Genomic DNA, 13020 nt, shown 5'->3' with positions numbered 1-13020 from the left:
TCCATCAAAGTTCAAAAAGCGCAGGTCTCTGGGTAACCTCATGATAACACACACTATTTTCATCAAAAAAGTGATACACAAGGCTTTTTCTGGTTCTGTTCTTATCAGTATGAGGTTCGCCGCCATGAAGGATGTTGGCATGCCATATCAGCATATCCCCTTTTTTAGCTTTAAAAATTTCTTTTTTCAGACCTAATTCCTTGACTTTATCTTCTAAAAATTCTTCATAAGCTCTGTAGCTTTTTTTGCCAATTCGGATGGCATCTCCTTCATTTTCATAATCAGAATTAAGAAAATAAGGAAGTTTGTGACTTCCCGGAATATAATGAAGGGCACCATTAGTTTCATCCACATCTTCCAGAGCAATCCATACTCCAAGAAGTCCGCCCAACGGATAAGTCGTCATGTGAATACTATCGGAATGGGTCTTTTGCTGACTGCCATTAATAAAATTGATACTCTGAAAAAGCTTGGCTTTACCATCTAAAAGTACAGATAGAAAATCCAGAAGCTTCTTATCACTTCCAATACTTTTAATGATTTCAGAATGATGAATAGCAAACATAAGTTTTCCTCCATAAATGAATTTCAGGGTACCATTTTCCATCAGTGTCTCAATTTCACTGTTGATCCTGTCGGCATCATCTTCACTGATAAAATTCCTTAAAATCATATAACCGTTATCATCATACTTCAGCGCACTTTCTTTATTTTCATCTGATAGTTCCTTGAAAAAATCTGTATGGGTAAGCTTCTCTTGACCAATAGTTCTTTCCGAAGCCGGAAGATGGGCAAAATCAGAACTGGAAATGCTGGAAAAGTAATTTTTACTAATACCGTACTTTTTATATAAAGGAATATTGTGCTGTAATTTTTTCTTATTAAAAAAATTATAGATGACATAAGGAAGTTTATATTGACGGATCTGCTTTAGCATAGCTGAAATATTAGTGATAAATACTTGATAAAGGTAACAAATAATATCTAATTAAAACCGTTCTAAATAATAAATTCTATAAGATAATTATCCTAAAATTTTCCCTCTCAAAATAAATGATGCATATTTTTTGATCAATGTTTCTTTTGAATTTTCAATGACTGCATACGGTCTGAGTTCAGGCCTGAATCCCCGAAAAAATTCTTCAATACTAGGGAGGTTTCCTCCTTCAAAATCAAAATTATAATTGGCTATATTTTCTTTGATTAAATAATCGATAAGTACTGATGCTCCGGCTATTTTAATATATTTTCTGTTATTGAAATTTCCTAAAAGAGCAATTGTATCATAATCCGAATAGGTAGCAATCATATTCGTAATCTGCTGATGATAATAGAAAGCTAAGAATTTCAGATGTTTGAGTGAGTAAAATGCTTCAAGACTTTTCAGTAATTCTATTGAATCATGTTCTTTATCAAGCCCTATCACATGCTGTTCTATAAAATCCTTTGCTTCCTGATAACTAACTTCTTTGATATCCGAATTTTCAATAACTTCATCATTCAGTCTTAATTTTCTTTTTCTCTTGGGGGAATATTTAGCAAAAACATTAGAATAATCATCAGAATACAAGATAAAATTCTTTTTAGAGTTCAATTTTGTCTCAAAACTATTGTTCTCATTAAAATAATAGACTCTGATCAGATAGTTTTTCTGTAGAAAACTGAGGAACTTCTCATTTATTTTTGGATTATCCTTAACTGAAAACACGCCCAATTGCTGACACATCAACGGATTATGAACGATTTTAATTCCGTTTTTATAGATAAAGGGGACAGGCATCACTGCTTCGTAATCATTGTACACCAGAAGATCCCATTTCTTGTCAGCCGTTATATCTAAGAAAGTCTGTGATGCTGAATATTTCCTTTGTATTGAATTCTCCAAACATTCTGTATATTTTTCAAAATCTATCTGGTTGTATTTCACTCCTCTAATCATAATAATCCTTCATCTGAGAAACTACAGTAGGTATCCTGTGTAATAATAATATGGTCTAAAAGCTGAATGCTTAAAGTATTTCCGGCTTCTTTTATTTTTTGCGTTATGCTGAGATCTTCTGTGCTTGGTTTTAAACTTCCCGACGGATGATTGTGGGCAATAATAATCCCTGTTGAGAAATGATCCAAAGCCGTTTTAAATAAAATTCTTACATCTACAATCGACTGGCTTATTCCTCCCTGTGTCAATTTTGAGATATGAACTACTTTATTGCTCTGATTTAGAAATACAGCCCAAAATTCTTCAGTTCTTAAATCTGTTAGATGATTTTTAAGAATCAGATAAGCATCACTGCTGTTTGAAATGATAGGCCTGTATGGGATTTCCTGAACAGATCTTCTTTTTCCAATTTCTAATGCTGCAATGATAGAAATGGCCTTTACCTCACCTACTCCTTTAAATTTCATCAGATCCTTGCTGGAAAGGAGACTTAGCTGATGCCAGTTGTTATTGACAGATGCAAGAATCTTTCTTGCCAGTTCCAGCGCACTCTCATCTCTGCTTCCGCTTCCCATGATAATAGCCAGAAGTTCGGAATCAGAAAGTGAATTCTTACCTTTCAGCAAAAACTTCTCTCTGGGTCTGTCGTCTTCAGCAAGGAATTTTATAGTCATTTTTTTTAATTAGAAGTTAGAGATTAGAAATTAGAGGCTAGGGTCGTGTTTATAAATTACTGATTATAAACTTTAAATGATATGAATGAATTTAATAAAATGCATATAAAATTACAGGTTTTTTAGATTCGTCAAGATATTTTGCACTCTGGGTCAACGCCTTCAAAGAAAGCATTGGGCACCCTAAACTTAAACAGGCTGGACTTTGACCTTCCTGATCCGGAACACATCCTAAAGAATGCAGTACTATCGCCCGCTGCATGGCATTGCTATTAGTAGAATCAAGGCCATTTAGCCGATACGCTTTTCCAAATTTACCGCTATAGCTCCCTAATATTGCATATTTCCCGAGTGAAGACTGGTAAGAACCTTCCGTATTGCTGAATTTAAGAGCTTCTGAATTCCTAATTACAGATCCTGAACCATGAGAAACGATAGCTTTTTGAAGTATTTTATCATTTTTAAGATCGTAAACAAAGTATCTATATTTTCCTGAATAGGTTTTAAAGTTAATAAATATAGCCAGATCCTGATTATAATCTTTCCCCTTTACGAAGTTTTTAATCTCCACAACCTTTGCTGCCGGAAGGACCTCGGATACATTATTTTCCTGAGACTCTGCTTTAATGCAGGAAATAATAAAAAGAAACAGGAAAATAAACTTTTTCATCAGGGTTAAAGGATTTTTATTCGACGATCATACCATCTTTCATAACCAGCTTTCGGTCTGTAATTTCTGCAAGATTAGGGTTGTGAGTCACAATCACAAAGGTTTGATTATATTTATCTCTCAAATCAAAAAATAACCGGTGAAGATCATCGGCATTCTTAGAATCCAGGTTTCCTGTAGGCTCATCTGCAAAAATAATTTTCGGAGAATTGATCAAAGCTCTTGCTACAGCAACCCTTTGTGCTTCTCCTCCTGATAGTTGATTAGGCTTATGATTCAGTCTCTGTTCTATCTTAAGGTCTTCAAATAAAGCATATGCTTTATCTAAAGCCTCTTTTTCGTTAGCCCCTCCTATTTTCGTAGGGAGCAACACATTTTCTAAAGCTGTAAATTCCGGAAGTAGCTGATGAAACTGAAATACAAAACCAATATTCTGATTCCTGAATTTTGAAAGCTGTTTATCATTCATATTGATAAAAGATTCTCCCGCAATACTTATCTCCGTATTATACTTATTGGAATTGCTTGGAAGATCTAAAGTTCCGAGGATCTGAAGCAATGTAGACTTTCCCGCTCCGGATTCGCCTACAATAGAAACAACTTCACCCATTTTGATATGGATATCCACTCCCTTCAATACTTCTAAATTCCCATAAGACTTATGGATATTACTCGCTTTAATCATAACCCAAAAGTACTAATTTGATTTTAAAGTTCAGCCATAAAACTCAAATCTCCACAACTTTTTTAAAGAAAAAGATTACATAAAAAGATATTTTGAAAAGCAGAAACTTTATATATTTTTGAATATTATTACAACTAAGAAATAAAAACTTATCATTATTTGAATAACAAAAAAATCAAATAGTAAAATGAGATTTTGAAATAAAATTAGTTTTACAGAAAAACGGGTTAAATGAACCCGTATTAAAACAAAAAACCTCTCGAAGCGAGAGGTTTTAATATTTTACAATCTGAGAATGTTACAGTAACAAAGTTAAAGGACTTTCCAGATATGTTTTTAAAGTCTGCAAGAACTGAGCTCCCGTAGCACCGTCCACCACTCTGTGGTCACATGCCAATGAAAGCTTCATGATATTTCCTACTACGATCTGTCCGTCTTTAACAATCGGTTTTTCAATGATCGCACCTACTGAAAGGATCGCAGAATTCGGCTGGTTGATGATACTTGTAAATGTTTCGATTCCAAACATCCCCAGATTTGAAATCGAGAATGTAGAACCTTCCATTTCATTAGCTTTAAGACCTTTGCTTTTCGCTCTTGAAGCCATATCTTTCACCGCTGCAGAAATCTGAGTATAGTTCATCTGATCTGTATTTTTAAGTACAGGAACCACTAATCCGTCAGGAATAGCCACTGCTACACCCACGTTGATATTTCCTCTGTGGATGATCTTGTCTGCCGCCCAGCTTGAATTCACCTGAGGGTGTTTTCTTAAAGCAACAGCAGTCGCCTTGATGATCATATCGTTGAAAGAAATTTTAGTATCCGGTAAAGAGTTGATTTCTTTTCTGGCCTCAATCGCTTTATCCATATTGATCTCTACCATCAGATAGTAGTGTGGAGCAGAGAATTTACTTTCAGCAAGACGTTTTGCAATAATATTTCTTACCTGAGAATTAGGAGTCTCTGTATCTTCACCCTGTACGAAGCTCAATGCAACCTGAGCTGCTGCCGGAGCAGAAACTGAAGGCTGAGCCTGTGCCTGAGCAGATGGCTGATAATTTTCAATATCTTTTTTAACAATTCTTCCGTTTTCTCCTGAACCATTCACGCTGTTGATATCAACACCTTTGTCCTGAGCCATTTTCTTAGCCAACGGAGAAATCGCTACTCTGTCAGAAGAGGAAGAACTTACAGCCGCAGCCGCCTTTTCTTCTGTCTTAGCTTCAGGTTTTTGTTCAGCAGGTTTTTCAGAGGTTTGAGCAGCTGCTTTTGGAGCACCTACCGCAGAAATATCTGTTCCTTCAGGACCAATAATCGCTAAAACTGAATCTACTGGAGCCGCACCCCCTTCTTCTACACCTTGCTTCAATAATACACCGTTGAATTCAGATTCAAAATCCTGAACGGCTTTATCTGTTTCGATCTCAGCAAGAAGATCTCCTTCTTTTACTGTATCGCCTACGTTTTTGTGCCATTTTGCTACTTTACCTTCTGTCATTGTATCAGAAAGTCTTGGCATGGTAATAATTTCTACACCGGCAGGAACTTCAGCAGTAGTCTGCTCAACGCTGGTAGCATTATTTTCTGTTTTGGATTCTTCTTCAGATTTTTTCTCTTCAGAACCAACTGCAGCAGGAGCAGCAGCTCCACCGGTTAATCCTGAAATATCTTCCCCTTCATTTCCTATAATCGCTAAAACAGAGTCTACAGCAGCAGCAGCGCCTTCTTCTACACCTACGTATAAAAGAGTTCCGTTTATTTCAGATTCGAAATCCTGAACAGCTTTATCTGTTTCAATTTCGGCTAAAATATCTCCTTCTTTTACCTGATCTCCTACTTTTTTATGCCATTTCGCCACTTTACCTTCCGTCATAGTGTCGGAAAGGCGGGGCATCGTAATTACTTCTGCCATAATTTATTGTGTTAATTTGTTAATATGATGATGTGATGATAAGAACAGTGAACATGGTATGGGCACATCATCTATCATCAAATCAGCAAATTATTTTTTAGTTTTCTAATTTGTCTAAGAATGGATAGTTTTCCTGAGCATAAACATATTCATAGATTTTATCTGCATCCGGATACGGAGAGTTTTCCATGAATTCGATACACTCATCCACAAAATCTCTTGACTTGTTGTCTACAGCTTCCAATTCAGCTTCTGTAGCCCATCCGTTTTCCAGAATTCTATGTTTTACCAGTTCCATAGGATCATCATTCTTATGAATGGCTACTTCTTCCTTGCTTCTGTAAGGTTCAGCATCAGACATAGAGTGCCCTCTGTAACGGTATGTTCTGGCTTCAATAAAAGTAGGCCCGTCTCCTCTTCTTGCTCTTTCAATTGCTTCGTAAGCTGCTTCAGCTACTTTTTCAGGATCCATTGCATCTACGGCAAGGCAAGGCATTTCATATCCAAGACCTAATTTATAGATATCTTCGTGGTTGGCAGTTCTTTTCACAGAAGTTCCCATGGCATACTGGTTGTTTTCAACCACAAATACTACAGGAAGTTTCCAGTTCATCGCCATATTGAATGTTTCATGAAGCGATCCCTGTCTTGCTGCTCCGTCTCCGAAGAAACAGATGTTTACAGCTTTTCTGTCATAATACTTATCTGCAAAAGCAATTCCAGCTCCCAAAGGAATCTGTCCTCCTACAATACCGTGTCCACCATAGAAACGGTGTTCTTTGCTGAAAATGTGCATAGAACCACCCATCCCTCCAGATGTTCCGGTAGCTTTACCGCAAAGTTCTGCCATGATTCTCTTAGGATCTACTCCCATCGCCATTGGATGGATGTGGCATCTGTAAGCAGTAATCATACTGTCCTTCGTTAAATCCATTGCATGCGTGAAGCCGGCAGGGATAGCCTCCTGACCGTTATACAAATGTAAAAAACCTCTGATCTTTTGTTTTAGATAAAGAGAACGGCATTTGTCTTCAAACCTTCTCCACATTGTCATATCTTCATACCACTTCAGGTATACCTCTTTAGAAAATTCTTTCATGTGCTAGCTCTTGCTTTTTTATGATGAATATTTGAGCAAAATTATAAAAAAAACTTTGTTTTTATCGTATACATACTAATTGTTTTTTTGCTTATAGTGTTATATTTGAATTTTAAACTTGAACATGGACGAAAAACAGCCTTCACTGGTACATAAAATTTCAAAAGTCATCTCAGATTTTTTCAATCCGCTCGTTTCTTTATTTATTTTCTTTATTTATATGAGTGTAAGAGAATACTCCTTAAAGGACTCTATTCTTTATTTTGCGCCTATATTATTAATGATCATTGCTCCGGTGGTTATCTGGTTGGTATGGAATGTAAAGACCGGAAGGTATACCAATATGGATGTTTCAGACCGCGTACAAAGGAAAACGCTGTATATCTTCATTGCTGCATGTGTTGTAGCTTATCTGATTTTCAATTATTTCAGAAACGGATATATCGATCTTGTCATGTTGTTTATCCTGATCCTGATTTTCACCATGCAGATCAGTAATTTTTATATCAAAAGTTCGATGCATACTGCTTTTAATGTATTTGTAGCCGCCCTATTTTTCACCTTAAACTGGAAAGCAGGACTGGTATGGCTAGGAATCGCTGCTTTAGTGGGACTGACAAGGATAATTTTAAAAAGACATACGGTAAAGGAAGTATTTATGGGTGCCGGAATAGCATTTGTGGTATCTTTTATTTATCTTTATTGCAATATACAATTTCAACATTAAGAACATTCTATGAAAATAAATCATCTTACCGCTGCTGAGGAGAATTTTATGAAGCTGTTTTGGAAGCTTGAATCTTTTTATCTTAAAGACATCATGGAGCAGCATCCTGAACCGAAGCCGCATCAGAATACCGTATCCACCTACCTTAAAATACTGGTAGAGAAAGGCTATATCACGACCCAAAAAGAAGGAAGGATCTTTAAATATACGGTAGTTGTTCCATCTGAGGAATACCGAAAATTTTTATTAAAAGAGCTTTCCCATAATTTTTTCAACGATTCAGGAAAGGAGATTCTGGAGTTTTTATTTAACGAAAAATTAATATCCCAGGATGATCTGAAGAATTATTTCGACCTTAAAATCGAAATCGTTCCTGCAAAAATCGAAGAACCTAAATTTGAGTATGCAGAAGAAATACTGAATCCTAAAAAAGTGAAAAAGGTAAAAGCAAAAGAAAAGGATACTAAAGATAAAGACAAGAAGAAAAAAAAGAAAAAAGACTAGTTTAGTCAAATAACACCCAAATCATGAAAACGAAATTCCAGGAAATAACCGGAAAAGCACAGGATGTCATCTTACGCTATCCAATGGTATTAGTAATGGCCCTACTCTCTTCTATCGGGGCTATTTTGGTCGTGAACAATAGATATGACAAAGAGTTTTTCTTTACGCATTCAAAATTCATTGCCTGCTGCTGTCTTGGAATTTCTTTGATGTTTGCTTTAAAAATCCTTTCGCAAAGAATTGGGAAAAGATTATTATTAGAAGGATTGGGAACCGTTTTCCTGATAGGATTTTTTTTCATTCTGCCCGAAAGAGAAAAAGATTTTAATGAGGTTCATGGCTTCATCATTGCGATTACATTTCTGCTGTCTCATTTACTGGTTTCTTTTGCTGCATTTTTAGAAAAGGATAAAGAACTCAATTTCTGGCAATACAACAAGAATCTTTTCGTGAATATTTTTCTTACAGCCGTATTCACCGGGGTTCTTACCGGAGGTGTTGAGCTGGCGATTCTGGCGGTAGATAAATTATTCGATTTTAATTTCAATGATAACCTTTATATAGATACGTTTTACGTTTTAGCTATTTTCGGAAGCTGTTTTATTTTCCTTCTGTTTAATGAAACCGGCCTGGATTATCTTGAAAAAGACGGGACTTATCCTGTCATCTTAAAATTTTTCACCCAATTCGTTCTGATTCCACTGCTTTTCATTTATCTGATTATTCTTTATATCTATTCATTTAAAATAATCATCAACTGGGAACTTCCAAGAGGCTGGGTTTCTTATCTGGTATTGGCTTACAGCATTGTGGGAATTCTTGCGTTACTGCTGGTTTATCCACTTAAAGAAGAAAAGGCAAAATCATGGGTGAAAGTTTTTTCAAAGCTGTTTTACTACACCATCATTCCACTGATAGTCCTATTATTTACGGCGATATTTACAAGAATCTTAGAGTATGGGTATACAGAGCCCAGATACTTCGTACTGTTACTGGCATTGTGGCTGTTGAGCGTTGTTGCTTATTTTGTATTGAATAAAACAGCAAGTATCAAATTTATTCCGATAAGCCTGTTTGCATTTGGAGCCTTTTCTTTAATTTTTCCATATTTGAATGCATTCAGCGTTGCAAAAAGAAGCCAGAAAAATGAGCTGGTAGCGTTGCTGGAAAACAATAAGCTTTTAATCAACAACAAGATCAATTTTGAGAAGAAAGTTTCCGATATGCTGGTTGACGAAATTGCCGATAAGTTTGGCTTCCTGGCAGAAAGGAAACAGAAAGATTTTCTTTTAACCCTTCTCGATCCTAAATCAAAAGAACTTTTAGTCCGTGATTTTGATAGCCCTACTTCATGGGGAATCAATAACAGTATTAGAAATGCTTTTACCCACGTAGATAAAATTTCAGACGTTTCAAAATTTGAAAGACTTGTTTTAGAATCCGAAACAAAGGTTACCCTTATTCAGGGATATCAGTATCTGATTAATTTCAACAGTTTTAATCAGGAATCCAGAACCATCAATGGCGATACATTTCAGATTGATAATCAGACCGAGGTGAATAACGCGAGGTCAATTAAAGTAAGTCTGAATTCGAAAGAAGCCGTAGACTTCAGCTCAGCCATGAATAAGCTGTTTGAAGACAATACAGGCAACACAGAAACTGTAAGCCTGAAGGAAATTGCGATGGAAAGTGACCTGGGTAAATACCACATCAAAATCATTTTTCCAAGTATTTCAAGAGACAAAGCCTCTTACAATAAGCAATACAATATCTACTATGAGGATGCAGTCATGCTCATCAGGGAGAAATAAATATACAAAGCCGTTTCACAACTGTGGAGCGGCTTTTTTGTTTTACCCCCTATTCTTTATCCACTTTAATACGTTCGCTTAGTCCAATTAATCTCGATTGACTTATCCTTTGCAATGCTAAAGTATGCATTATTAAGGCAAAATCTTCTTATCAAAAAATTGGATTAGGCGCAAAAGTTTTGAACTATACAAAAATTATGTACTCTCGCAGATCATATAGATAGAGCAGATTAAAAAAGTAAAAATCTGCGTCATCTGATTAATCTGCGTGAAATTTTTAAATCATTATACATCCACTGCCTTCATCAGAATCAATTCCATTGATTCCCAATTTACTTCCCTTTATAAAACAGTATAATAATTTTCTTTGCGTTAAAAAGACATGGTCAGTTCCACAGATTTTGCACGTAATCCTGAACATTCCCAATTATAGATGCAAAAAAATATCCCTTTCTAAAATCTTTTAAAAAGGGATAAATAATGCATAAAAAAAGCGGCTAAAAAGCCGCCTTATATTTTTACCAACGATTTCCGCCGCCGTTACCACCACGGTTGTTTCCACCACCGTAGCCGCTACCGCCGCCTCTATTGTTGTTTCCTCCGTAACCTCCTCCTCTGTTGTTGTCAAAGCTTCTTCTTGGCTTTTCTTCTCTTGGCTTAGCTTCAGATACGTTCAACTCTTTTCCGTTGAATTCTTTCTGGTTAAGAGCTTCGATAGCTTGCTTTCCTTCTTCATCACCCATTTCTACAAAACCGAAACCTCTTGAACGGCCAGTTTCTCTGTCTGTAACGATTTTAGCTGATGATACATCACCAAATTCTGCGAATAGATCGTGCAACTCATATTCTTTAGTTGCGTAATTGATGTTTGAAACAAAAATGTTCATTTTAAATAAAAATTAAATATTAATAAAAATTTGATATATAAGAGAAAAACAACATAAATTAATGAACAAATATTGATTCCAAATATAAACGTATGCAAGATACAATTAATAAATTAAAATCAAAGTTTTTTTTTAAGTATTTCTCACCTCCTATTGAATTCATCCTTTAATTTTATTAATTAATATCAATTAAGTATTGTTAATCAATAAATTTTTACCGAAATTCGCTTAAAGTTAAAGTTAGTTAACATAATAAAAACAGTTCGCGAATCCCCCCGGAACAGCAAATATAACCCAATATAATTACTATGCCTATTATAATAAACCTTGATGTGATGATGGCCAGGAGGAAAATGTCACTAAATGAGCTCTCAGAAAGGATCAATCTCACCCTATCCAACATCTCAAACCTAAAGACCGGGAAAGCGAAGGCTATCCGCTTCAGTACCCTGGATGCTATCTGCAAAGCACTCGACTGCCAGCCCGGAGATATTCTGGAGTTCCGGGAGTAATCCATACTGAACATTTCATAAATTTGTATTCCCAATCACTATACCTATTATATATATGATACACACCACCAATTACACCAATACTTTTATTGAAACCGCTGACGACTGCCCGGTATCAAATGCTGAAATACCTCCTGAAAAGAAAGTAAAAACCTTAGCTAAACTTCAGTATGAGCAGATTGTAAAAGAACCTTACCGGTATTCTTCTGATGACATTGTTTTTGAATGCTATGCTGTAAAAAATGATATTTCAGATAGTGAAAAGCCACAGGCAAGAATTGATTTCTTCTCTAAAGGTCAACCATGCCTCAGGTCCTCCCCTTTGGCCAAACGTTACGGATTCGGAATTCATCATAATGAGGATAGTAAAGTAGCCATTTTTCCAATTGAAAGTGACGAGTACGAGAAGTTTTTACATGATAATACCATCAAAAAAGTAAAAGCCATGCGTTCCAAGAAAATATGATTGAGAAAATGAATCATTTCCTTCAGATCAGTAAATACAGTTTCCTTGATAAACCCAGTTTTTAACACTAAATTTGTGAAGCAAATTATTAAAAGATGAACTACCATACCAGAAAATGGGTAAAACCCGAAGACCTGAACCCGAATCATTCTCTTTTTGGAGGAAGACTTTTACAGTGGATTGACGAAGAAGCCGCATTGTATGCCATTATTCAACTGGAAAATACAAAAGTGGTAACGAAATTTATTTCAGAGATCAATTTTGTAAGTTCAGCCAAACAGGGAGATATTATAGAAATAGGGATTGAGGCCACTCACTTCGGTTCTTCTTCCGTGACCTTAAAATGCGATGTAAGAAACAAAATGACCCACCAGACCATTATCACCGTAGACAAAATCGTAATGGTGAACCTGGACAGTGAAGGAAATCCTGCACCGCACGGAAAAACACAGATTGAATTCGTAAAAGACAGACTGAGCAAGCCATGAAAATTTTCATCAAAAACATGGTGTGCAACCGCTGTATTTCCGCAGTAGAAAAAATATTCAGTGAGGCAGATGTGAATATACGTTCTATCACTTTGGGAGAAGTCGAGACTGAAACGGATATTCCAGCTGAAAAAATGCTGGCCGTAGAAAAAAAGCTCCTCGAAACAGGCTTTGAAAGGATCATGGATTCTACCCATCAATTAGTCGATAAGATCAAAAATATAATCATTCTCAAGATCAGTGAACTCGATATTGATGAAGACTTTCTTCTTTCAGAATTTTTAAGTTCAAAGATCCATAAAGACTACAGCTCTCTTTCCAAAACCTTTTCACAAAACGAAAATATTACTCTGGAACAGTTCTTTATCCTTCATAAAATTGAAAAGGTAAAGGAGCTGCTTCTTTATAATGAATTTACCCTAACCGAAATTGCCGGAAAGCTAGGCTATAAAAGTGTTCAGCACCTTTCTTCCCAGTTCCGTAACATTACCGGTTTTACCCCTACAGAATTCAAAAAACTGAAGGACCATCAGAGGAAAACCCTGGACAGCTTTTGAGTTGGAGAGTTTGAGCGTCAGAGAGTTTGAGTGTCTGAGAGTTTGAGCGTAAACTTGTTTTAAGTTACTCAACTAGATTACTA

The 13020-nt window shown here is 35.9% G+C and carries 15 protein-coding genes; 7 read left to right on the top strand and 8 right to left on the bottom strand.

From position 1 onward, the window contains the following. Positions 1 to 4 precede the first annotated feature (4 nt). The 7 genes from BUA72_RS14160 to pdhA all read right to left on the bottom strand — a co-directional run bounded on the left by BUA72_RS14160 (position 5) and on the right by pdhA (position 6982). Positions 5 to 937, bottom strand: a complete 933-nt coding sequence (locus BUA72_RS14160; protein ID WP_072923484.1) for a phytanoyl-CoA dioxygenase family protein — start codon at positions 935 to 937, stop codon at positions 5 to 7. 87 nt (positions 938 to 1024) lie between these two features. Next, positions 1025 to 1885, bottom strand: a complete 861-nt coding sequence (locus tag BUA72_RS14155; RefSeq protein WP_228407886.1) for a hypothetical protein — start codon at positions 1883 to 1885, stop codon at positions 1025 to 1027. A 50-nt stretch (positions 1886 to 1935) separates the two neighbouring features. Then, a complete protein-coding gene (gene radC, locus BUA72_RS14150) occupies positions 1936 to 2613 on the bottom strand; it encodes a RadC family protein (protein ID WP_072923482.1) in 678 nt (225 codons plus the stop codon). Between the two features lie 91 nt (positions 2614 to 2704). Then, on the bottom strand, positions 2705 to 3283 hold the full coding sequence (locus tag BUA72_RS14145) for a murein L,D-transpeptidase catalytic domain-containing protein (RefSeq protein WP_072923481.1): 579 nt from the start codon (positions 3281 to 3283) through the stop codon (positions 2705 to 2707). A 16-nt stretch (positions 3284 to 3299) separates the two neighbouring features. Next, on the bottom strand, positions 3300 to 3968 hold the full coding sequence (locus BUA72_RS14140; RefSeq protein WP_034727716.1) for an ABC transporter ATP-binding protein: 669 nt from the start codon (positions 3966 to 3968) through the stop codon (positions 3300 to 3302). A gap of 298 nt (positions 3969 to 4266) precedes the next feature. Beyond that, positions 4267 to 5883, bottom strand: a complete 1617-nt coding sequence (locus BUA72_RS14135; protein WP_072923479.1) for a 2-oxo acid dehydrogenase subunit E2 — start codon at positions 5881 to 5883, stop codon at positions 4267 to 4269. Between the two features lie 97 nt (positions 5884 to 5980). Continuing rightward, a complete protein-coding gene (gene pdhA / locus BUA72_RS14130; protein ID WP_047453401.1) occupies positions 5981 to 6982 on the bottom strand; it encodes a pyruvate dehydrogenase (acetyl-transferring) E1 component subunit alpha in 1002 nt (333 codons plus the stop codon). Between the two features lie 124 nt (positions 6983 to 7106). Between pdhA and BUA72_RS14125 the strand changes: the two genes are divergently transcribed. Genes BUA72_RS14125 through BUA72_RS14115 form a run of 3 tightly spaced genes read left to right on the top strand, consistent with a single transcriptional unit; the run spans position 7107 to position 10027 of the window. Beyond that, positions 7107 to 7709, top strand: a complete 603-nt coding sequence (locus BUA72_RS14125) for a phosphatase PAP2 family protein (RefSeq protein ID WP_072923477.1) — start codon at positions 7107 to 7109, stop codon at positions 7707 to 7709. Positions 7710 to 7718: 9 nt separating this feature from the next. Further along, positions 7719 to 8213 (top strand): BlaI/MecI/CopY family transcriptional regulator, encoded by a 495-nt coding sequence (locus tag BUA72_RS14120; RefSeq protein WP_072923476.1) that lies wholly within the window; start codon positions 7719 to 7721, stop codon positions 8211 to 8213. Between the two features lie 23 nt (positions 8214 to 8236). Beyond that, positions 8237 to 10027, top strand: a complete 1791-nt coding sequence (locus BUA72_RS14115) for a DUF4153 domain-containing protein (protein WP_072923474.1) — start codon at positions 8237 to 8239, stop codon at positions 10025 to 10027. A gap of 518 nt (positions 10028 to 10545) precedes the next feature. On the opposite strand, the gene BUA72_RS14110 is transcribed toward BUA72_RS14115, so the two are convergent. Further along, entirely contained in the window at positions 10546 to 10914 is a 369-nt protein-coding gene (locus BUA72_RS14110; protein ID WP_034727704.1) for an RNA recognition motif domain-containing protein, read from the bottom strand. Positions 10915 to 11222: 308 nt separating this feature from the next. On the opposite strand from BUA72_RS14110, the gene BUA72_RS14105 reads away from it, so the two are divergent. From BUA72_RS14105 to BUA72_RS14090, 4 genes are all read left to right on the top strand, one after another. After that, positions 11223 to 11426, top strand: a complete 204-nt coding sequence (locus BUA72_RS14105; RefSeq protein ID WP_047453408.1) for a helix-turn-helix domain-containing protein — start codon at positions 11223 to 11225, stop codon at positions 11424 to 11426. 55 nt (positions 11427 to 11481) lie between these two features. Further along, on the top strand, positions 11482 to 11892 hold the full coding sequence (locus BUA72_RS14100; RefSeq protein ID WP_072923473.1) for a DUF6157 family protein: 411 nt from the start codon (positions 11482 to 11484) through the stop codon (positions 11890 to 11892). Positions 11893 to 11987: 95 nt separating this feature from the next. Next, positions 11988 to 12380: an acyl-CoA thioesterase gene (locus tag BUA72_RS14095; RefSeq protein ID WP_034727696.1), complete on the top strand. Its 393-nt coding sequence runs from the start codon at positions 11988 to 11990 to the stop codon at positions 12378 to 12380. Beyond that, entirely contained in the window at positions 12377 to 12937 is a 561-nt protein-coding gene (locus tag BUA72_RS14090; protein WP_072923471.1) for a helix-turn-helix domain-containing protein, read from the top strand. Before BUA72_RS14095 ends, BUA72_RS14090 begins: the two co-directional genes overlap by 4 nt. Positions 12938 to 13020 lie beyond the last annotated feature (83 nt).

Origin of the sequence: Chryseobacterium sp. OV279 (assembly GCF_900128945.1) — a bacterium.
Classification (GTDB): domain Bacteria; phylum Bacteroidota; class Bacteroidia; order Flavobacteriales; family Weeksellaceae; genus Chryseobacterium.
This window is presented reverse-complemented; position numbering and strand designations above follow the sequence as displayed.